General features: G+C 65.5%; 21 protein-coding genes. 18 read left to right on the top strand and 3 right to left on the bottom strand.

The annotated features are described in order from the left end of the window. The first annotated feature begins 72 nt into the window (after positions 1 to 72). From fabF to AC57B8_RS00730, 18 genes are all read left to right on the top strand, one after another. Positions 73 to 1,317 (top strand): beta-ketoacyl-ACP synthase II, encoded by a 1,245-nt coding sequence (fabF, locus tag AC57B8_RS00815; protein ID WP_495261026.1) that lies wholly within the window; start codon positions 73 to 75, stop codon positions 1,315 to 1,317. 13 nt (positions 1,318 to 1,330) lie between these two features. Beyond that, positions 1,331 to 1,813, top strand: a complete 483-nt coding sequence (locus AC57B8_RS00810) for a hypothetical protein (RefSeq protein WP_495268099.1) — start codon at positions 1,331 to 1,333, stop codon at positions 1,811 to 1,813. A 9-nt stretch (positions 1,814 to 1,822) separates the two neighbouring features. Continuing rightward, on the top strand, positions 1,823 to 2,497 hold the full coding sequence (rpoE, locus tag AC57B8_RS00805) for an RNA polymerase sigma factor RpoE (RefSeq protein WP_235926394.1): 675 nt from the start codon (positions 1,823 to 1,825) through the stop codon (positions 2,495 to 2,497). Between the two features lie 17 nt (positions 2,498 to 2,514). Beyond that, the gene (locus AC57B8_RS00800) at positions 2,515 to 3,189 is read left to right on the top strand and encodes an RseA family anti-sigma factor (protein WP_495271890.1); all 675 of its coding nucleotides are present in this window, start codon (positions 2,515 to 2,517) and stop codon (positions 3,187 to 3,189) included. A 38-nt stretch (positions 3,190 to 3,227) separates the two neighbouring features. Continuing rightward, complete coding sequence (locus AC57B8_RS00795) at positions 3,228 to 4,295, top strand: MucB/RseB C-terminal domain-containing protein (RefSeq protein ID WP_495271889.1); 1,068 nt, start codon at positions 3,228 to 3,230, stop codon at positions 4,293 to 4,295. A gap of 108 nt (positions 4,296 to 4,403) precedes the next feature. Next, a complete protein-coding gene (locus tag AC57B8_RS00790; RefSeq protein ID WP_062475536.1) occupies positions 4,404 to 5,882 on the top strand; it encodes a DegQ family serine endoprotease in 1,479 nt (492 codons plus the stop codon). Between the two features lie 522 nt (positions 5,883 to 6,404). Then, positions 6,405 to 8,216, top strand: a complete 1,812-nt coding sequence (lepA, locus tag AC57B8_RS00785) for a translation elongation factor 4 (RefSeq protein WP_070062248.1) — start codon at positions 6,405 to 6,407, stop codon at positions 8,214 to 8,216. A gap of 11 nt (positions 8,217 to 8,227) precedes the next feature. Beyond that, complete coding sequence (gene lepB / locus AC57B8_RS00780; RefSeq protein WP_062475534.1) at positions 8,228 to 9,193, top strand: signal peptidase I; 966 nt, start codon at positions 8,228 to 8,230, stop codon at positions 9,191 to 9,193. Positions 9,194 to 9,234: 41 nt separating this feature from the next. Next, positions 9,235 to 9,606 (top strand): DUF4845 domain-containing protein, encoded by a 372-nt coding sequence (locus AC57B8_RS00775; RefSeq protein WP_062475531.1) that lies wholly within the window; start codon positions 9,235 to 9,237, stop codon positions 9,604 to 9,606. A 20-nt stretch (positions 9,607 to 9,626) separates the two neighbouring features. Beyond that, a complete protein-coding gene (rnc, locus tag AC57B8_RS00770) occupies positions 9,627 to 10,313 on the top strand; it encodes a ribonuclease III (protein WP_056572447.1) in 687 nt (228 codons plus the stop codon). A gap of 7 nt (positions 10,314 to 10,320) precedes the next feature. Next, positions 10,321 to 11,286 carry a GTPase Era gene (era, locus tag AC57B8_RS00765; RefSeq protein WP_056572080.1) on the top strand — a complete coding sequence of 322 codons (966 nt, stop codon included), beginning with the start codon at positions 10,321 to 10,323 and terminating at the stop codon, positions 11,284 to 11,286. A gap of 1 nt (position 11,287) precedes the next feature. Further along, on the top strand, positions 11,288 to 12,061 hold the full coding sequence (gene recO / locus AC57B8_RS00760) for a DNA repair protein RecO (protein WP_062475523.1): 774 nt from the start codon (positions 11,288 to 11,290) through the stop codon (positions 12,059 to 12,061). Continuing rightward, complete coding sequence (locus tag AC57B8_RS00755) at positions 12,058 to 12,825, top strand: pyridoxine 5'-phosphate synthase (protein WP_496478343.1); 768 nt, start codon at positions 12,058 to 12,060, stop codon at positions 12,823 to 12,825. The genes recO and AC57B8_RS00755 overlap by 4 nt, the downstream gene beginning before the upstream one ends. Beyond that, positions 12,822 to 13,214 (top strand): holo-ACP synthase, encoded by a 393-nt coding sequence (acpS, locus tag AC57B8_RS00750; protein ID WP_056572075.1) that lies wholly within the window; start codon positions 12,822 to 12,824, stop codon positions 13,212 to 13,214. The genes AC57B8_RS00755 and acpS overlap by 4 nt, the downstream gene beginning before the upstream one ends. Positions 13,215 to 13,258: 44 nt before the next feature. Beyond that, positions 13,259 to 14,326 carry a beta-N-acetylhexosaminidase gene (gene nagZ / locus AC57B8_RS00745; RefSeq protein ID WP_493193356.1) on the top strand — a complete coding sequence of 356 codons (1,068 nt, stop codon included), beginning with the start codon at positions 13,259 to 13,261 and terminating at the stop codon, positions 14,324 to 14,326. A 31-nt stretch (positions 14,327 to 14,357) separates the two neighbouring features. Further along, on the top strand, positions 14,358 to 15,707 hold the full coding sequence (locus tag AC57B8_RS00740) for a glycosyltransferase family protein (RefSeq protein ID WP_493193358.1): 1,350 nt from the start codon (positions 14,358 to 14,360) through the stop codon (positions 15,705 to 15,707). Positions 15,708 to 15,722: 15 nt separating this feature from the next. Beyond that, entirely contained in the window at positions 15,723 to 15,968 is a 246-nt protein-coding gene (locus AC57B8_RS00735) for a hypothetical protein (protein WP_493193360.1), read from the top strand. Between the two features lie 147 nt (positions 15,969 to 16,115). After that, on the top strand, positions 16,116 to 16,925 hold the full coding sequence (locus AC57B8_RS00730) for a galactosyltransferase-related protein (protein ID WP_369629808.1): 810 nt from the start codon (positions 16,116 to 16,118) through the stop codon (positions 16,923 to 16,925). A 36-nt stretch (positions 16,926 to 16,961) separates the two neighbouring features. Here the strand turns inward: AC57B8_RS00730 and AC57B8_RS00725 are convergent, their stop codons facing one another. From AC57B8_RS00725 to AC57B8_RS00715, 3 genes are all read right to left on the bottom strand, one after another. Then, entirely contained in the window at positions 16,962 to 17,840 is an 879-nt protein-coding gene (locus AC57B8_RS00725) for a hypothetical protein (RefSeq protein WP_496478342.1), read from the bottom strand. A 182-nt stretch (positions 17,841 to 18,022) separates the two neighbouring features. Further along, positions 18,023 to 18,571, bottom strand: coding sequence for a M48 metallopeptidase family protein (locus tag AC57B8_RS00720; protein ID WP_496478341.1), 549 nt, complete (start codon positions 18,569 to 18,571; stop codon positions 18,023 to 18,025). Next, complete coding sequence (locus AC57B8_RS00715; protein ID WP_496478405.1) at positions 18,568 to 19,842, bottom strand: Hsp70 family protein; 1,275 nt, start codon at positions 19,840 to 19,842, stop codon at positions 18,568 to 18,570. The genes AC57B8_RS00720 and AC57B8_RS00715 overlap by 4 nt, the downstream gene beginning before the upstream one ends. Position 19,843: the final 1 nt, after the last annotated feature.

The following is a 19,843-nucleotide window of genomic DNA, read 5'->3' as shown; positions in this document are numbered from 1 at the left end:
GGCCGGCGGCTCTTTTTTCAACCGCCCGCGCCGATCGGCAGCTGCTCAGCGCTTCCAGAAAGGTTTGCCGGCATGACCAAACGCCGCGTCGTCGTGACCGGACTCGGTTGCATCGCTCCTGTCGGAAACACCGCAACCGAATCCTGGGCCAACCTGTTGGCCGGGAAGTCGGGCATTGCGAACATCACCGCGTTCGATGCAAGCGCCTTCGCCTGCAAGTTCGCCGGTGAGGTCAAGGGTTTCGACATCACCCAATACATCTCGGAGAAAGAAGCGCGTCACATGGACCGCTTCATTCATCTGGGACTCGCCGCCGCCATCCAGGCGGTGCAGGACAGCGGACTGCCGACCGGCGAAGCGCTGCCCTATGAAAAGGCCGTGCGCATCGGCTGCAACATCGGCTCGGGCATCGGCGGTCTGCCGATGATCGAACAGACGCATGGCGAATACGCGAGCCGCGGCCCGCGCCGCATTTCGCCGTTCTTCGTGCCGGCGTCGATCATCAACATGATCTCGGGCCACGTCTCGATCAAGTACGGCTTCAAGGGCCCGAACATCGCCGTCGTGACCGCCTGCACCACCGGCCTGCATGCCATCGGCACGTCGGCACGCATGATCGAGTACGGCGATGCCGACGTCATGATCGCGGGCGGCGCCGAATCGACCATTTCTCCGCTCGGCATCGGCGGCTTCACCGCGCCTCGCGCATTGAGCACCCGCAACGACGATCCCACCACGGCCTCGCGCCCGTGGGACAAGGACCGCGACGGCTTCGTGCTGGGCGAGGGCTCCGGCGTGCTGGTGCTCGAGGAGTACGAACACGCCAAGGCGCGCGGCGCCAAGATCTACGCTGAGGTTTCAGGCTTCGGCATGACCGGCGACGCGTACCACATGACCGCGCCCGACGTCGACGGCCCGCGCCGTTCGATGGCGATGGCGCTGGCCAATGCGGGTGTCAACGCCGACGAGGTCCAGTACCTGAACGCGCACGGCACCTCGACGCTGATCGGTGACCTCAACGAGACCAACGCGGTCAAGCTGGCGTTCGGCGATCACGCGAAGAAGCTCGTCGTCAATTCGACCAAGTCCATGACCGGCCACCTGCTGGGCGGCGCGGGCGGCATCGAATCGGTGTTCACGGTGCTTGCGCTGCATCACCAGAAGAGCCCGCCGACGATCAACATCTTCAACCAGGATCCGGAGTGCGATCTCGACTACTGCGCCAACGAGGCGCGCGATCTGAAGATCGACGTCGCGGTCAAGAACAACTTCGGCTTCGGCGGTACCAACGGTACGCTGGTGTTCAAGCGCGCTTGAGCGTCGCTCTCCCATGCACAGCGCACCGTCGGTGACCTATCCGGTGGGGCGCACCCGCGGCGCGACCCGGATTCTTCTGGCCCTTTGGACCCTGGGCGTCTGCTGCGCCGGCGCGGCCTGCTATCTGTTCGATAGCAATGGCTGGCGCCAGTTGCTGCTGCTCCTCAGCGTCGTCTTTTCCGGTGTCGCGGCAGGTTTTGGCCTGCGGCGCGACGGTGCGGCGACGCTGCATTTCGATGGATCGCACTGGTCGCTGACCGGTGCCGATCCGACGCGTGGCGTGCTCGCCGCGCGCGCCGTCGTGGCGCTCGATTTCCAGTCGCTGCTGCTTGTGCGCCTGGCCGAACCCGGCCGCGCGGCGCGCTGGGTCTGGCTCGAGCAGCGGGCCATGCCCGAGCGCTGGCGCGACGTGCGCCGTGCGGTCTATGCGCGGCCCCCGGCGGCCGAGCCGGCCGGCGATCCCTGGCGCGCGACCGCTCCGGCCGACGCGCCCTGACCCGTTTCGATGACCACGTCCTTGCCTCCCGTGCCTCCGGAGTCCGCGCTGCCCGATGAGGCGGCGCAGGCGCCGCGCCCGGGTGAGGTCGATTTCCAGCTGGTGCAGCGCACCGTCGCGGGCGACCAGAAGGCGTTCGAGCTGCTGGTCATCAAGTACCAGCGCCGCATCGAACGGCTGATCGGGCGCATGGTGCGCGATGTCGACCTGATCGAGGACATTGCCCAGGAAACCTTCATTCGCGCCTACCGCGCGCTGCACCAGTTCCGCGGCGAGGCCCAGTTCTACACCTGGCTGTACCGGATCGCAGTGAACACCGCCAAGAAGGCGCTGGTGGACATGAAGCGCGATCCGACCGTCTCCGAAAGCGCACTGCGTTCGTCCTCGGACGACGAAGATGAAACTTACCGTCCTGGAAACGAACCAACCAGCGATGAAACCCCCGAATCGGTCATGGCGGCGAACGAAATCGCCAGTGCCGTCGAGGCTGCCATGGAAGCGCTCCCGACCGAGCTGCGCCAGGCGGTCACGCTGCGCGAGATCGAGGGGATGAGTTACGAAGAGATTGCCGAGGTCATGGATTGCCCGATCGGCACGGTGCGCTCGCGTATTTTCCGGGCGCGCGAGGCCATTTCGGCCAGGGTCAAGCCGCTGCTGGACAACCAGTCCGGCAAGCGTTGGTAGATCAGCAGGTGAATGACATGAATCAGACGATGACGGTTCGGGAACAGGTGTCCGCACTGGCGGACGGCCATTTGCAGGGCGAGGCGTTCGCGCGTGCGATCGAATCCGTCTGCGCCGAGGACGACTCGCGCGACGCCTGGCACGCCTACCACGTGGTGGGCGATGTGCTGCGTTCGTCGGCGCATTCGCGCTGCAGCGACACCTCGGCCTTCCTGGCGCGTTTCCAGCAGCGGCTCGCCGATGAGCCTGTCGTGATCGCTCCGCCCGCGTCCGTGGCCCCCCTGGCCGCCGTGCCGGCTGCGATGCCCGTGCGGCAGCGTGCCGAGGCGGCCAACGAGCCGGTGTTCCGCTGGAAGCTGGTGGCCGGCGCTGCGTCGCTGATGGCCGTGGCGGCCATCAGCTGGACGCTGGTCGGCAACGGCGCTGCGGTGCCGAACGGCGGTGCCCAACTGGCCGCGGTGCAGCCGCCCGTGGCGAATTCGGTCCTGGCGGCCGCTGCCGGTGGCAGCGCGGCGCCCGGCAACGGCGCCCTGACGCCGACCCGCGTGCTGGTCGGCAGCGGCAATCCGCAGGTCATGCTGCGCGATCCGCGCCTCGACCAGCTGCTCGAAGCCCACCAGCAGGCCGGTGGTGCATCGCAAATGCCGTCCGGTTTCCTGCGCAACGCCACCTTCGAGGGCCCCACGCGCTGATTGCGCGACCGTCGCCGCCTGCAATGACCGTTGTTCACATGCCGATTTCCGCACGCACCCTGGTGCTCGCGTTTGCTGTTCTTTGCCTGGGGCAGATGGCCACCGCGCAGACCCGCTACGGCGCGGCGAACACGAAGAGCGTGCCCTCGGCGCAGACCGACGAACCGCCGGCCATGGGCGTGACCGAGTGGCTGCAGCGCATGCATGCGGGCGCGCGGCAGCGCAGCTACGTGGGCACCTTCGTGGTGTCGGCCCCGGGCGGAGACCTGTCGAGCGCGCGCATCTGGCATGTGCGCGACGGCGATCACCAGCTGGAGCGCATCGAAGCGCTGTCGGGCCCGCCGCGCTCGACCTTCCGGCGCAACCGCAACGTGATGACCTTCCTGCCCGAGGCGAAGGTCGTGAAGGTCGAGAAGCGCGAGAACCTCGACCTCTTCCCCAACCTGCCCGACAAGCCCGATTCGTCGGTGGGCGACTACTACGACGTGCGCGCCATCGGCAAGGACCGCGTCGCGGGCTTCGATGCCGACGTGGTGCAGCTGGTGCCGCGCGACGGCCTGCGCTTCGGCTACCGCATCTGGAGCGAACGCCGCTCCGGTCTCGTGGTGAAGCTCCAGACCGTCGACAGCGACACCCGCGTCGTCGAGCAGTCGGCGTTCTCCGAGCTGCAGCTCGATGCGCCCGTGAAGGCGCAGGCGCTGGCGCAGATGATGGCCAACACGAACGGCTACCGCATCGAGAAGCTCGAACTCGAGCGCAGCACCGCGCAGGACGAAGGCTGGATGCTGCGCACACCCGTGGCCGGATTCAAGCCCCGAAGCTTCTTCCGACGCCCCGCGCTGCCCGCCGGCGACGGCAAGCCGCCCAAGTCCGAGGCGACCACCGTCCAGTGGACCTTCTCCGACGGCCTGGCAACGGTCTCGCTCTTCATCGAACGCTACGATCCCGCGCGCACGCCCAGCGATGGCGTGCTGACCATCGGTGCCACCAACGCGATCCGTCGGCGACTGCCCGCACCGGCCAGCGACTGGTGGCTGACCGCGGTCGGCGAGGTGCCGCAGCAGACGCTCAATGCCTTTGCCCAGAGCCTCGCGCGCACGCGCTGACGGGCGGTGCGCTGACGCTGTGCAGGCGTTCGGGCTGAACCAAGCCGGCGCCGGGTACTCATAGCCTCTGTCGTTATTTGCAGCTCTGTTCTTTTTGAAAGACAACCGATGATGTTCAAAGTCGAGGGACACAAGCTTCGTTCCGGTCTGCTGGCCTTTGCGCTGGCGCTGACGGCCGGCGCCACTTTCCTGCCGGTCGAGTCGGTGCATGCGCAGACGCGCACGCTGCCCGACTTCACCGACCTGGTCGACCAGGTCGGTCCGTCCGTGGTCAACATCCGCACCGTCGAGAAGGTCGCGCAGCGCGGCGGCGGCAACGGCGAGATGGACGAGGAGATGCAGGAGTTCTTCCGCCGCTTCTTCGGCCAGCCGCTGCCGGGCACCCCGCGCCAGGGGCCGCGTCCGAACCGTCCGCAGCAGGAAGAAGAGCGCCCGCGCGGCGTGGGCTCGGGCTTCATCCTGACGGGCGACGGCTACGTCATGACCAATGCGCACGTGGTGGAAGACGCCTCCGAGGTGCTGGTCACGCTGCCCGACAAGCGCGAGTTCAAGGCCAAGATCATCGGCGCCGACAAGCGCACCGACGTGGCCGTGGTGAAGATCGAAGCCACGGGCCTGCCCGCGGTGAAGGTGGGTGACATCTCCAAGCTGCGCGTGGGCGAGTGGGTGATGGCGATCGGTTCGCCCTTCGGCCTGGAGAACACCGTCACGGCCGGCATCGTGAGCGCCAAGCAGCGCGACACGGGCGAGTACTTGCCGTTCATCCAGACCGACGTGGCCATCAACCCCGGCAACTCGGGCGGCCCGCTGATCAACATGCGCGGCGAAGTGGTGGGCATCAACAGCCAGATCTATTCGCGCTCGGGCGGCTTCATGGGCATCTCGTTCTCGATCCCGATCGACGAGGCCATCCGCGTCAGCGAGCAGTTGCGCACCTCGGGGCGCGTCTCGCGCGGGCGCATCGGCGTGCAGATCGACCAGGTCACCAAGGACGTGGCCGAAGCCATCGGCCTGGGCAAGGCGCAGGGCGCGCTGGTGCGCGGCGTCGAAGCCGGTTCGCCGGGCGAGAAGGCCGGCGTGGAGCCGGGCGACGTCATCACCAAGTTCGACGGCAAGGCGATCGAGAAGCCGAGCGACCTGCCGCGCCTCGTGGGCAACACCAAGCCGGGTACCAAGAGCACGTTGACCGTGTTCCGCCGTGGCAGCTCGCGCGACCTCAGCGTGACCATCGCCGAGATCGAGCCCGACAAGCCCGCCAAGCGCGCAACCGACCGCGATGAGCCGGCTGCGAAGCCGTCTGCTTCCGCGGCCCTCAAGTCGCTCGGCCTCGCGGTCAGCGACCTCAGCGATGCGCAGAAGAAAGAGCTCAAGCTGAAGGGCGGCGTGAAGGTCGATGCCGCCAACGACGCCGCGGCACGGGCCGGCCTGCGTGAGGGTGACGTCATCCTCGCGGTGGGCAATCTCGAGGTGGCGAATGCCCGCGAATTCGAGGCAGCGGTCGCCAAGGCGGACAAGGCCAAGTCGCTGAGCGTGCTCTACCGCCGGGGCGACTGGGCGCAGTACGCCCTGATCCGACCCGCACGCTGATACGGCGGCGGCGTCAAGTGGCCCCACCCGGCAGTCGGGTTTGGGGCCATTTTTTCGAGGTGTTTACGACGCTTCGGCACCAGCCTCTAAAAAAATCCAGGGCCTCGAAAACGACAAGATTTGTTTGCGTTCACTAACTTATAAAAGGGCTAAGGACGAATTTCGGTAGAATAGACAGCTCCTGGCGGCCAGTCAGCGCATAAAGAGGGCGATGGCCTTCACGATGCGAGATGTCACACAGCCGTCCACCGGTGCTCCACAGATCGCCCACAAGTTGTTCAGCTACTGCTCCACCGATCCTGTTGATAAGTTGTGAGTATCTTTGATGTTGTGGACCTGCAACGAGCCCTTTGGACCCTGTTCCCGGATGTACGTGCTTCCCTTTTTGCCTACAATGAAGTTCCAACTACTGCAGTTGCCATTGCTTGTTGGTTCAGGGCGCGTCTCCAGAAGACGCGCCCTTTTTTCTTGGCCCCGCCCCTCGGCGCCCGAGCCAATTCAAGTACTTAAGCGTTCCCGTTGATGAATCACATCAGAAATTTTTCGATCATTGCGCACATCGATCATGGCAAGTCGACGCTCGCAGACCGTTTGATCCAACGTTGCGGCGGCCTCGCGGAACGCGAGATGGAAGCGCAGGTGCTCGACTCGATGGACATCGAAAAAGAGCGTGGGATAACCATCAAGGCGCAGACCGCCGCGCTGCACTACAAGGCACGCGATGGACAGGTCTACAACCTCAATCTGATCGACACGCCGGGCCACGTCGACTTCTCGTACGAAGTGAGCCGCTCGCTGTCCGCGTGCGAAGGCGCATTGCTCGTTGTCGACGCATCGCAAGGCGTCGAAGCGCAGACGGTGGCCAACTGCTACACCGCGCTCGACCTCGGCGTCGAAGTGATCCCGGTGCTCAACAAGATCGATCTGCCGAATGCAGACCTCGACAACGCGCGCACTGAGATCGAAGACGTGATCGGCATCGATGCGACCGACGCGATTCCGTGCTCCGCAAAAACCGGTGTCGGCATCGACGACATCCTCGAGACCATCGTCGCGCGCATGCCCGCACCGCGCGGCAATCCCGACGGCCCGCTGCGCGCGATGATCATCGACAGCTGGTTCGACCCGTACGTCGGCGTCGTGATGCTGGTGCGCGTGGTCGACGGCCGCCTCGTGAAGGGCGAGCGCATCAAGATGATGGCCTCGGGCGCCATGTACAACGCCGACAGCATCGGCGTCTTCACGCCCGCCAACGAAGCGCGCGCGTCGCTCGAAGCCGGCGAGGTGGGCTACATCATCGCGGGCATCAAGGAGCTGCAGGCGGCCAAGGTCGGCGACACGGTCACGCTGATCCGGCCCGGCACTGGTGGCGCGGCCGCCACGGCCACCGAGGCGCTGCCCGGCTTCAAGGAAATCCAGCCGCAGGTGTTCGCGGGCCTGTATCCGACCGAAGCCAGCGAGTACGACTCGCTGCGCGACGCGCTCGAGAAGCTCAAGCTCAACGATTCGTCGCTGCGCTACGAACCCGAAGTGAGCCAGGCGCTGGGCTTCGGCTTCCGCTGCGGCTTCCTGGGCCTGCTGCACATGGAGATCGTGCAGGAGCGTCTGGAGCGCGAGTTCGACCAGGACCTGATCACGACCGCGCCCAGCGTGGTCTACCAGGTGGTGCGCAACGACGGCGAAGTGATCATGGTCGAGAACCCGTCCAAGATGCCCGACGTCGGCAAGATGGCGGAGATCCGCGAGCCCATCGTCACCGTGCACCTGTACATGCCGCAGGAATACGTCGGCTCCGTCATGACGCTGGCCAACCAGAAGCGTGGCGTGCAGCTGAACATGGCCTACCACGGCCGCCAGGTCATGCTGACCTACGAGATGCCGCTGGGCGAAATCGTGCTCGACTTCTTCGACAAGCTGAAGTCGGTGAGCCGCGGCTACGCCTCCATGGACTACGAGTTCAAGGAGTACCGTGCGTCCGACGTGGTGAAGGTCGACATCCTGCTCAACGGCGACAAGGTCGATGCGCTGTCGATCATCGTGCACCGCAGCCAGTCGCAGTACCGCGGCCGGGCGGTGGTGTCGAAGATGCGCGAGATCATTTCGCGCCAGATGTACGACGTGGCGATCCAGGCGGCCATCGGGGTCACCATCATTGCGCGTGAGACAATCAAGGCACTTCGCAAGAACGTGCTCGCCAAGTGCTACGGCGGCGACATCTCCCGCAAGAAGAAGCTGCTCGAGAAGCAGAAGGCGGGCAAGAAAAGAATGAAGCAGATCGGTTCCGTCGAAGTCCCGCAAGAGGCCTTCCTCGCGATTCTGCAGGTCGAAGACTGATCACCACGAACATGGCATACCTCACCACCCTGGTTCTCGCGGCGTTCGCCAGCTACGTCGGCGCCTGGTATTTCGGCGCGCTCGAAGGCAACTTCGCGCTGCTGCTGTTCGTGGCCACGGTGGTCACCGGGGTCTACTGGCTGGCCGAGCGCTTCTACTTCCTGCCGCAGCGCGAACGCGCCGCCGCCACGCTCGAGAGCTCCATCGCCGAACGCAACACGCGGCTGGCGGGGCAGGGCATCACCCAGGTCGACACCACCGACGCCAAGGCCAGCGAGCGCCTGCTGATGCAGCCCTGGTGGCTCGACTGGACCGCGGGCCTGTTCCCGGTGATCCTGGTGGTGTTCCTGCTGCGCTCGTTCCTGTACGAGCCCTTCAAGATTCCCTCGGGCTCGATGATGCCCACGCTGCTGACCGGTGACCTGATCCTGGTCAACAAGTTCACCTACGGCCTGCGCCTGCCGGTCGTCAACACCAAGCTCACCGACGGCACGCCGCTGGCGCGCGGCGACGTGGTGGTGTTCCGCTACCCGCCCAAGCCCAGCATGGACTACATCAAGCGCGTGGTCGGCATCCCGGGCGACGAGGTGGCCTACCTGAACAAGAAGCTCACGATCAACGGCCAGCCGGTGGGCAAGGCCCCGATCGCCGACTACCTCGATGGCGAGTCGATGCGCATCCTGAAGCAGTTCGACGAAGACCTCGGCGGCAAGCAGCACAAGATCCTCAACGACGAGAACGCCCCCGCCTTCGTGCCGGGTGCCAGCGACTTCCCGTTCCGCGAGAACTGCCGCTACTCGGTCGAGGGCGTGGTGTGCAAGGTGCCCGAAGGCAACTACTTCATGATGGGCGACAACCGCGATAATTCGGCCGATTCCCGTTTCTGGGGATTCGTACCGGACAAGAACATCGTGGGCAGGGCCTTCTTCGTCTGGATGAACTTCGGCGATCTCGGTCGCATCGGTCCGTTTCAATAATTAATCAACAGTCAACGTTACTGTTCGAGGGGTAAGAGGGCATGAGAACCAACAGTCGGTCCGTCCGTGGCAGTGCCGCGCACCAGCGCGGCATCTCGTTCATCGGCCTGGTGTTCGTCGCGGCGGTGCTGGGCTGCGTGGGCGTTGTCGTCGCGCAGGTCATTCCGACGCTGATCGAATGGCAGGCCATCGACAAGGCCGCCAACAAGGCCAAGGAAGGCGCCACGGTGCCCGAGATCCGCGCGATCTTCGACCGTGCCCAGGCCATCGACGACTTCAAGTCGGTCAGCGGCCGGGACCTCGAGATCAAGAAGGTGGGCGACAAGGTCGTCGTGTCGTATGCGTACGAGCGCGAGATCCCCCTGTTCGGGCCGGCCTACCTGACGCTCAAATACAAGGGCGCGTCCCGCTGACCGCGGTGTCGAACAAGAAGGTGGACGGCAGCCTCGTCGCGCTGCAGGCGCGCCTTCAGTACACGTTTTCGGACCCGCGCCTGCTCCAGCTCGCGCTCACGCACCGCAGTTTCTCGGCCGACCACAACGAGCGCCTCGAGTTTCTCGGCGACTCGGTGCTGAACCTGGCCGTCTCGCACCTGCTGTACATCCGTCTCTCGGAACTGCCCGAGGGCGACCTGTCGCGCGTGCGGGCCAACCTGGTCAAGCAGGACACGCTGCACCGGCTCGCGCTGGGGCTGGCGCTGTCGCCGCTGCTGCGCCTGGGTGAAGGCGAGGCCCGCTCGGGCGGCCCGAACCGGCCCTCCATCCTGGCCGACGCGCTCGAAGCGCTGATCGGCGCGGTCTACCTGGACGCCGGCTTTGCCGCCGCGCAGGCGCTGGTGCACCGGCTCTACGAGGCGGTCGAGATCAATCCGCGCATGGAAGCCGCCGCGAAAGACCCGAAGACCGAATTGCAGGAATGGCTGCAGGGCCACAAAATGAAGCTGCCGGTGTACCGCGTGGCAGCGACGCTGGGTGCAGCGCACAAGCAGACCTTCGATGTCGAGTGCGAGGTGCCCGAGCTGGGCCTTCGCGAGCGCGGCATCGGCGGCTCGCGCCGCGCCGGCGAGCAAGCTGCCGCGGCCGCCATGTTGATCCGGCTCAAGGCACGCGGCGCCGCGTGAAATCAGAATGAACGATGTAACCAATCCCGCAGCGGGACCCGAAGACACCGCAGGCGACACGCCTGCCACCGGGCCGCAGCACTGCGGCCTGATCGCCATCGTCGGCAAGCCCAATGTGGGCAAGTCGACGCTGCTCAATGCGCTGGTCGGCCAGAAGATCAGCATCACCTCGCGCAAGGCGCAGACCACGCGCCACCGCATCACCGGCATGCGCACGCTGGGCGCCACGCAGTTCGTGTTCGTCGACACGCCGGGTTTCCAGACCCTGCATGCCAACGCGCTGAACAAGTCGCTCAACAAGACCGTGCAGGGCGCGGTCGGCGACGTCGACCTGATCCTGTTCGTGGTCGAGGCCGGCAGCTTCACGCCGGCCGACGAGCGCGTGCTCAAGCTGCTGGGCAAGGGCATCCCCACGGTGCTGCTGGCCAACAAGCTGGACAACGTGCACCGCCGCGGCGACATCGCGCCCTGGCTGCAGACCATGCAGGCCAAGCACAGCTTCGCCGAGTTCGTGCCGATGTCGGCCAAGAACGCGAAGGACGTCGAGCGCCTGTTCGGCATCTGCGAGAAATACCTGCCCGAGCAGCCCTGGTTCTACGACGAGGACGAGCTCACCGACCGCAGCGAGAAATTCCTCGCCGGCGAACTGGTGCGCGAAAAGCTCTTCCGCCTCACGGGCGACGAGCTGCCCTACACCTCGACCGTCATCATCGACAAGTTCGAGGAAGAGCCGCCCCAGAAGAAGGGCCAGAAGCGCCTGCTGCGCATTGCCGCCACCATCGTGGTCGAGCGCGACGGCCACAAGGCCATGGTGATCGGCGACAAGGGCGAGCGCATCAAGCGCATCGGCATGGAAACCCGCGTCGAGCTCGAGAAGCTGGCCGACGCCAAGGTGTTCCTCGAGCTGTGGGTGAAGGTGCGCTCCGGCTGGGCCGACGACGAAGCCCGCGTGCGTTCCTTCGGCTACGAATGAAGTGGCCGCCGCTCATCGCGTTTCGCATGAACCGGCTTACGTGCTCCATCGCTACGACTGGAGCGAGTCGAGCCTGATCCTCGAGGTCTTCACCCGCCACCACGGACGCATCGCGCTCGTGGCCAAGGGGGCGAAGCGGCCGAGTTCCAATTTCCGTCCCGTGCTGCTGCCGCTGCAGCCGCTGCAGCTCAACTACGGCGGCGACGCCGAGATCCGCACGCTCAAAGGCGCCGAATGGATGGGCGGCCACGTCATGCCGACCGGCGAGGCGCTGCTCTCGGGCTACTACGTCAACGAACTCCTGCTGCGCCTGCTGGCGCGCGACGACGCGCACGAGGCGCTGTTCGACGCCTACGCCGGCGTGGTGCAGGTGCTGGCCGGCGACCACGCGGGCGCCCAGGCCGCGACGCAGGCCGCCGCGCTGCGCGCCTTCGAGCTGCTGCTGTTGCGCTCGGTCGGCCTGCTGCCCTCGCTCGACGTGCAGACGCTCACCCTGGAGCCGCTGGCGGCCCGCACGCGCTACACCCTCGTGCCCGAAGCCGGCCTGCGCCAGGCCGCCAAGGACGAGGCCGCGCTGGCCGGCGCCGACTGGCAGGTGCTGCAGAGCGTGCTCGACGACCGCACCCCGTTCACCGCCACCCTGCGCGAGGTCGCGACGATGAACGCCGGCAGCAACAGTGCCCTGCGCAACCAGCTGCGGGCCTTGCTCAACTACCATTGCGGCGTGACCACGCTGCGCACGCGGCAAATGATGAGAGATCTGCAAGCACTATGAGCACTTCTTCGGGCGATGCCGGTACCACGGCCCTGTCAGTCAATCTCAACAAGGTCGCCTTGGTGCGCAACACGCGCCACCTCGGCATCCCGAGCGTGGTGGGCGCCGCCCAGGCCTGCCTGGCGGCGGGCGCGCAGGGCATCACCGTGCACCCGCGCCCCGACGCGCGCCACATCCGCGCGCACGACGTGAGCGACCTGTCGGAACTGCTCGCCAAGGACTGGCCGGGCATCGAGTTCAACATCGAAGGCAACCCCTTCCACAACCTGATGGACTTCGTGCGCGAGCTCAAGCCGCACCAGGCCACCTTCGTGCCCGACAGCGAAACCCAGTCGACCAGCGACCACGGCTGGAGCTTCCCGGAAGACGCCGAGCGCCTGCGCCCGCTGATCGCCGAAGCCAAGGCGCTGGGCGTGCGCGTGAGCCTGTTCATGGACCCGATCCCCGAGATGATGGCCGCGGTCAAGGCCGTGGGCGCCGACCGCGTCGAGCTCTACACCGAAGGCTACGCCGCCTCGCGCGGCACGCCGCAGGAAGCCGCCGTGCTCGCGCGCTACGTGGCCGCGGCGCAGGCCGCCCATGCGGCGGGCCTGGGCGTCAATGCCGGCCACGACCTGAGCCGCGACAACCTCACGCCGTTCCTGCGTGCCGTGCGCGGCGTGCACGAGGTGTCGATCGGCCATGCCTTCGTCGCCGATGCGCTCGAACTCGGGTACGCCGCGACCACGAGCGACTACCTGCGCTGCATCGCCGACGCCGCATGATCTACGGCATCGGGACCGACATCTGCGACGTGCGCCGCATCGCGGCCACCTTCGAGCGCCAGGGCGAGCGCTTCGCCCGCCGGGTGCTGAGCGATGCCGAGTTCGCCATCTGGCAGGCCCGTGCCGCACGCTGGCCCAAGCGCGGCCTGAGCTACCTCGCCACGCGTTTTTCCGCCAAGGAAGCCTTCAGCAAGGCCATCGGCCTGGGCATGCGCATGCCGATGAGCTGGCGCCTGTGCGAGATCGCCAACCTGCGCAGCGGCAAGCCGGTGATCGTGCTGCACGGCGAGCTGAAAGACTGGTTCGAGGCGCAGGGCCTGACGGCGCACGTAACCGTCACCGACGAAACCGAGTACGCCGCCAGCTTCGTGGTGGTGGAAAAGGCCTGAACGAATCTCCGGCGCCGCTGCGCCTTGCCGACCGATCGACCGACATGACCGAACTGAACCACGCGCCGCTCCTCATCGATGTGGCCGGCACCGAACTCACCGCCGCCGACCGCCGGCGCCTCGCCAACCCGCATGTGGGCGGCGTGATCCACTTCACCCGCAACTGGCAGGATCGCGGGCAGATGACCGCGCTGAACGCCGAGATCAAGGCGATCCGGCCCGACCTGCTGATCTGCGTCGACCACGAAGGCGGGCGCGTGCAGCGCTTTCGCACCGACGGCTTCACACGGCTGCCCTCGATGCGCAGCCTGGGCGAGCTGTGGATGCACGATGCCCTGCGCGCCACGCAGGTCGCCACCGCCGCCGGTCAGGTGCTGGCCGGCGAGCTGCGCGCCTGCGGTGTCGACTTCAGCTTCGCGCCGGTGCTCGACCTGGACTACGGCGGCAGCAGCGTGATCGGCGACCGCAGCTTCCACCGCGACCCGCGCGTGGTCGCGCTGCTCGCCAAGAGCGTGATGCACGGCATGCTTCAGATGGGCATGCGCAACTGCGGCAAGCATTTTCCGGGGCACGGCTTCGTGCAGGCCGATTCGCACGTCGAGATTCCGGTCGACCGGCGCAGCCTCAAGGCCATTCTGGCCGACGACGCGCGGCCCTACGACTGGCTGGGCGGCACGCTCGCGGCCGTGATGCCCGCGCATGTGATCTACCCGAAGGTCGACAAGCGGCCGGCGGGTTTCTCGTCGAAATGGCTCAAGGCAATCCTGCGCCAGCGCTTCGCGTTCGACGGCGCCGTGTTCAGCGATGACCTGAGCATGGAGGCAGGGCGCTACATCGATGGCGAGCTGCTGAGCTATACAGATGCGGCGTTGGCTGCGCTCGAAGCCGGATGCGATCTGGCGCTGTTGTGCAACCAGAGTGTGGGAGACGGGCGTTTGCTGGACGACTTCCTCGACGGATTCGAGGCTGCCGTGCGCGCGGGCCGATGGCAGCCGGACACGAACAGCGAAGCGCGCCGGCAGGCGCTGCTGCCGACGGGCGCCGCACCCGACTGGCAGACGCTGGTCGCCTCGCGCGGATACCGCGACGCAAGGCGGATCGTGGACATCTGAGCGCTGCTGTCCCGCCAATCCGGAGCCCGCCATGCCCCTGTGCCTCAGTCTTTTTCAGCGCATGGATGAGGCTGTGCTGCGCAACCATGCGCACTACTGTCGCCTGTTTGGCTACCCTCACCAATGGCTGGAGAGCGACAAGCTGATCCATCCGGCGCTGCGTGCCAGCGCCAAGTACAGCCAGATCCTTCGCCATTTGCGGACGCTGGACGAGGGTGACTGGCTGTTTTTTCTCGATGGCGATTCGGTGATCTTTCACCCCGTGGCCATCGACACCCTGGTGCAAGGCTTCGACCTGCTCGCGGCGGAAGGGCCGCCAACCGACGGTCGACCGGGTCCGGCCATGACCAACACGCTGGTCGTGCGCAACACGGCGGCCAATCGGGCGTTGCTGCACCAGCTGATCGTGGACTCGGGCCATGTCGTTGCACTGGAGTCTGATCGGCTCGACGAGACGGCACGGCTGCGTCCAGCAGGACTGCTGGCGTGCAATGGCATCGTGGCCGATGTCTACTTCAACGTGTCCTGGCGCATTGCGCAGTGGCACAACGCGCGGGTCTTCGTGGTCAATCTGGCGCCATTGCCTGTTCCGTTGCCAGGCGGTGGATGGCGCGACGAGGTCCTGCACGACGTGAACCTGCAGGCCTTGCTGGTGCGCGAAGTCAACGGCGCGCTGATGCACGGTCGGCCCGTACTGCAGCCACCCCAATACCCCTCGCTTGGCGACGAACCTCTCAGCAGCCTCGACCCCGGCGCACGCATCGCGTTTGTGACGCTCTATACCCACCACGTGCAGACCTACGCCCGGGTCTCGGAGCACAACGTGCGCAGCTACTGCGAGAGGCACGGCTACGCGTACCACGTGTATCGCGAGGTCCCCAGCGAAATCGGACCGGGCATCAACGGCTCCTGGGTCAGGAGCTGGCTGCTGCAACAGCACCTGCCAGATCACGACTGGGTGATCTGGGTCGATGCCGATGTGCTCTTCTTCAACCAGTCTCGTCCGATCGAGCCCCTGCTGCAGGGGCGCGACCTGCTGCTGGCCAAGGATGTGGGCGCGTGGCTCTTCAATTCCGGCGTGATGGGGTTCCGCAGTACGCCGCGCAACCTCGAATTGCTGGCGCAGATCTGGTCGCGGATCGGCGAGGTGGCTGACAAGTCGGGCGTCTACAGCAGTATGGGCGACCAGTACTACACCAACGAGGTGTTGAGCCAGGCGTCGCTCCTGGACGAGCGCAGCGTGCTCGACAACCTGACCATCAACACGCCACCCTTGCTTGCAAGCGAAGACACGTTGCTCGTGCATTTCGTGAGCCTCGCCGAGCCTTATCGGTCCGTGTACATGGCTGCGATGGACGCCGCGTCGCAGCAGGTCCGGTAGGCAGGCACGACGCCGGTGCATTGCCACAAGCTGGGAAGCACACGCTACCACCAGATTCTTCCGATCACGGCCGATAAGCTCTATGAGCGTAGCAACGATCTCTACGACGTGGTGATCCTGGGCGATGTCATCGAGGACATGCTCCACGCGCAAGGCCGCGACTTGCTGGAATTTCTCAACTACCGGTCGCGCTATCTCATCGTTTCCGCACCGGAATGGGACATGACAACTGGGCCGGGCCCGGTCTGGCCGAGGTGGTGAGTGCGGTCAATGGGGCCTGACTTTTCAACGGACATTCCAGCGGCCAGAAGCTGCCGGTCAACCTGACGATTCGCGACACGCGCTACAAGGAACAGACCGACGGGCACAATGTGGTGCTGTATCGCCCCCTCTGACAAGCGTTGTCCCATGGCCGAAGCCGACAAGATTTCCCTTCGTGATATCGACATCATCGTCTCCTACAGGGAGGCAAATGAAGAGCGGCGAGAGAACCTCTACGCCGTGCTGGCGCATCTGGGCCGCACCTATACCGACTACCGGTTGTGGTTGATGGAGGCTGCGCCGACTCCGCGCTTCGAGTGGCAGAGGTTGAACGATCCGAAGATCCGGCATGTCTTCATCCACCACGACGGGCCGTTTCCCAAATCGATGCTCTACAACACGGGCGTTCGGCTGGCTCGCAGCCCTGTCATCTGCTTCCATGACGCCGACTCCATTGCCCAACCGTCAACGCTGCGCGGCTGCGTCGATGCGCTGCTGGACCGAGGCGACAGCGACGTGCTGTGCCCTTACTGGAACGTCATCAACATTGCCGGCGAGCTCAAGCGCAATTTCATGCAGTCGCCCGACTACGCATGGTTCGCATCGATCAACGCGGAGCAGTTGCCTGCGGACACCAGCGTGCTGTACTCGAATGCCAACGGAGGCATCGTGCTGTTCAAACGCAGCGAGTACATCCGCGTCGGTGGATACAACGCACGCCTGGAGGGGTGGGGCGGCGAGGACGATGAACTGCTGCGCAGGGCAGGGCGGCTGGGGTTGCGCTGGCACTCGATACCCGTGCCCTTGTTCCACTTGCACCACGACTCGGGTTCGCGCAATGCATTGATCGAGAGCATCCGCGACTCCGACAACTTGCGCGCGTCGAACGCCATCGAGAGCATGTCGCAGGAAGAGTTGGAAACACTCGCGCGCGAGTTGGCCGATTTTTTTCGCTGAAACCGAGCGGCGAACCCGCCTCAACCGTCGACTGAATCAGCGCGCAGCCTGGTTCTCGCGCCAAGCGAAGAATTGTTTCAGCGCTGGCTGAATGAACGAAGCCTGGGACCTCGCGGTAAATAGCCGATGCCCCAGGTCGGCGCGTTCGCGCAACTGCTCGGGCGTGGAAATCAGTCGCTCTGCTGTGTCGACCAGCTGCTCGTAGGGGACGCCGAAAAGGCCCTGGCGCAACTCGGTGCGCAATTCGCTGTCATCGTAGATCTCCGTGAGGATGGCTTTCCTTGCGACAAATCCTACGGCCAGCCGCGGAAGCTCCACGGTTCGCGTGGTGTCAAGATAGCTCACATTGAGCATCAACTTGCTTCGCATCAGGAGCGCAGACCTCTCTTCGGCAGGAATCGAGTGATGTGCTTCGACACGCAACCCTCGCTCGCGCATTTCATTGAGGAGGCGATGTCGCCGCGCATTCAGGCTGCCGAAGAAAAGCACATCGATGTCTTGCACGGGAGGGGCCTGAGCTTCCGGCGGTGCCAGGATCGCCCCGGCCTGGTAGCCGAGTGGAACCAGGCTGGCGTGCGGTATGCCGAGTTCCGCGTACCTTCTAAAGTTCAGCTCGCTGTACTCCCACACGTAGCTGTTACGCAGAACTTCCAGATAGATCGGATGGAAGGCGTTTCCACCCTCCACGAGTTGCTCGATGTTCACGACGATGCAGTTCGGCGCCAGATGAGCGAGATCCTTCCACTTCAGCGATGCGGCCCCGAACATGATGATGTTGACCCGAGCCGCATCGATCTGGGCGTAGTTCCACGTGACGTCGTACCCGAGCTCGCACAATCCCAGCCGGAAGCCTTCGACGATCTCCCCGACCATTTGCGGGTCGCCGACAGAAGTGAGATGCAGTTTTGGATTCATTGAATGATCACGCGCTAGGGGCGCTGCCTGCGAGCAAAGGTGTCGGGGCGGGCTCGATCAAGATTTTCGTTGGTCACAGCATTTTTCCTGCAAAACCCGTTGATGCCTGTGATCAGGAGTTTCATTTTTTCACTCCTCGCAGTCACTCGGGATCTTGCCCAATGCCTGCGAGCTGAAAAAGTTTACGCCCCGTTTGACTCGGCGGCCAGACGATGAGCGCGGCCGTTCGATGCCCAGAGCGGCGTTCCGTCTGAATCCAGGTGCGTCAGATACAGCCGCAAGTCGAATTCAAGCTGCCGATAGTCCGGCTCCATGTGCATGCACAGTGCGTAAAAAGCCTTGTCGTGGTCGCGTTCCTTCATGTGCGCGAGCTCGTGCACGACGATCATCCGCAACAACGCCAACGGCACGTCCTTGAACAGGCTCGCCACCCGAATCTCGCGCTTGGCCTTGAGCTTCCCGCCCTGCACGCGCGACACCGTGGTGTGCGTGCCCAGCGCATTGCGGATCACGTGCAGCTTGTTGTCGAACATCACCTTCGACAGCGGGGCAGCCTTGCGCATGAACTCGTTCTTGAGTTCGGTCACGTAGTCATAGAGTGCGCGATCGGTCTGGATGCCGTGCACGCCGTCGGGATAGCGCTTGCCGAGCAGCATCCCCAGCTTGTCTTCGGCGACCAACTGGCGGACCTGGTCCAGCAGGGGCGCCGGATAGCCCGCCAGGTATTTCATGCGAGACGGCGCGCCGTGTGCGCCGCGCAGGCCAGCCCTGTGGCCACGCCACCGAACAGGTCGCCTTCGACCAGGTTCACGCCCGCAAAGCTCTTTCGCAGGGCGTGCTGGAATGGCCGCAGCGCCGAGGAGCCGCCGGTGAGGTAGATCGCATCGAGGTCGCTGCTGCGCAAGCTGGCGCGCTTGACGCACGCATGTGCGCAGGCGATCACGTTCTCGAGCGGGCCGGCCAGCTGCTGCGCCATATCGTCCGGTGTGAGCGAGGCCACCAGTCCGCGCTCGGCGCAGGAGAGGTCGATGGCTGTCGCCGCGTCGGTCACTGACGCATCGATCTTGGCCGCTTCCACCGCGCTCGCGATGCGGTGGCCGTGCCGTTCTTCGAGCACGGTCATCAGCCGGTCGTGCAACCGCGTGTCGCTGTAGCTCGTGCGCAGGTCTTTCGCCTGGCGCACCGCCTTGGCGGCGTAGAGCCAGTTGATCAGGTGCCAGGACGAGAGTTCGAAGAACACCTTGCTCGGCACCTCGCGCCCTTGCGGCCCGGTGTGACGAAAGCCGAACTGCGGCATCACGCGTTCGAGGTTCAGGCGCTGGTCGAAATCGGTGCCGCCGATGTGCACGCCGCTGGTGGCCAGCACGTCGTCGGTGCGGTCCTCGCGTGCAGCTCGCTCGGGTCCGACGCGCACGACGGTGAAGTCGGAGGTGCCGCCGCCGATGTCGACGATGAGCACGATCGACTCTTTCGTGATGCGCTGCTCGTAGTCGAAGGCGGCTGCGATCGGTTCGAGCTGGAAGCTGATCTCGCGAAAGCCCGCAGCGCGCGCCGCGTGACGCAGGCTTTCCTCGGCGCGTTCATCGCGTTTCGGATCGTCATCCACGAAATGCACGGGTCGCCCGATCACCACGCGCTCGGGCGTCTGGCCGAGCTCGCGGCTGGTGCGCACGGCCAGTTCGCGCAGGAAGCGCGCGATGATGTCCTCGAAGCTCACAAGGCCGTCGTAGATCGCCGTCTTTTCCTGCATCAGCGCGCTGCCGAGCAGGCTCTTCAGCGAGCGCATCAGGCGGCCTTCGGTGCCCGAGAGGTACTGGCCGATGGCGTCGCGACCGAAGTGGGTCGTGCGGTCTTCGGCGTTGAAGAAGATCGCGGTGGGCAGGGTGGTGGCCGCGCCTTCGATGGGCAGCAGGCGAGCCACGCCGTCGACCCGGCAGGCCACGGCGGAGTTGGAGGTGCCGAAGTCGATGCCGATCGTCGGCAGCGACGACGGTGACAACACG

Source organism: Variovorax sp. BGA-UO-ETr-C22, from assembly GCF_059567965.1.
This window is presented reverse-complemented; position numbering and strand designations above follow the sequence as displayed.

Excerpts from the sequence above, each read along its gene's own strand:
- AC57B8_RS00720 (WP_496478341.1), bottom strand. The coding sequence starts at position 18,571 with ATGAAATACCTGGCGGGCTATCCGGCGCCCCTGCTGGACCAGGTCCGC.
- lepB (WP_062475534.1), top strand. The coding sequence starts at position 8,228 with ATGGCATACCTCACCACCCTGGTTCTCGCGGCGTTCGCCAGCTACGTC.
- AC57B8_RS00775 (WP_062475531.1), top strand. The coding sequence starts at position 9,235 with ATGAGAACCAACAGTCGGTCCGTCCGTGGCAGTGCCGCGCACCAGCGC.
- acpS (WP_056572075.1), top strand. The coding sequence starts at position 12,822 with ATGATCTACGGCATCGGGACCGACATCTGCGACGTGCGCCGCATCGCG.
- rpoE (WP_235926394.1), top strand. The coding sequence starts at position 1,823 with ATGACCACGTCCTTGCCTCCCGTGCCTCCGGAGTCCGCGCTGCCCGAT.
- era (WP_056572080.1), top strand. The coding sequence starts at position 10,321 with ATGAACGATGTAACCAATCCCGCAGCGGGACCCGAAGACACCGCAGGC.
- AC57B8_RS00755 (WP_496478343.1), top strand. The coding sequence starts at position 12,058 with ATGAGCACTTCTTCGGGCGATGCCGGTACCACGGCCCTGTCAGTCAAT.
- AC57B8_RS00730 (WP_369629808.1), top strand. The coding sequence starts at position 16,116 with ATGGCCGAAGCCGACAAGATTTCCCTTCGTGATATCGACATCATCGTC.
- AC57B8_RS00725 (WP_496478342.1), bottom strand. The coding sequence starts at position 17,840 with ATGAATCCAAAACTGCATCTCACTTCTGTCGGCGACCCGCAAATGGTC.
- lepA (WP_070062248.1), top strand. The coding sequence starts at position 6,405 with ATGAATCACATCAGAAATTTTTCGATCATTGCGCACATCGATCATGGC.
- nagZ (WP_493193356.1), top strand. The coding sequence starts at position 13,259 with ATGACCGAACTGAACCACGCGCCGCTCCTCATCGATGTGGCCGGCACC.
- AC57B8_RS00800 (WP_495271890.1), top strand. The coding sequence starts at position 2,515 with ATGAATCAGACGATGACGGTTCGGGAACAGGTGTCCGCACTGGCGGAC.
- AC57B8_RS00790 (WP_062475536.1), top strand. The coding sequence starts at position 4,404 with ATGATGTTCAAAGTCGAGGGACACAAGCTTCGTTCCGGTCTGCTGGCC.
- AC57B8_RS00810 (WP_495268099.1), top strand. The coding sequence starts at position 1,331 with ATGCACAGCGCACCGTCGGTGACCTATCCGGTGGGGCGCACCCGCGGC.
- fabF (WP_495261026.1), top strand. The coding sequence starts at position 73 with ATGACCAAACGCCGCGTCGTCGTGACCGGACTCGGTTGCATCGCTCCT.
- AC57B8_RS00795 (WP_495271889.1), top strand. The coding sequence starts at position 3,228 with ATGCCGATTTCCGCACGCACCCTGGTGCTCGCGTTTGCTGTTCTTTGC.
- AC57B8_RS00740 (WP_493193358.1), top strand. The coding sequence starts at position 14,358 with ATGCCCCTGTGCCTCAGTCTTTTTCAGCGCATGGATGAGGCTGTGCTG.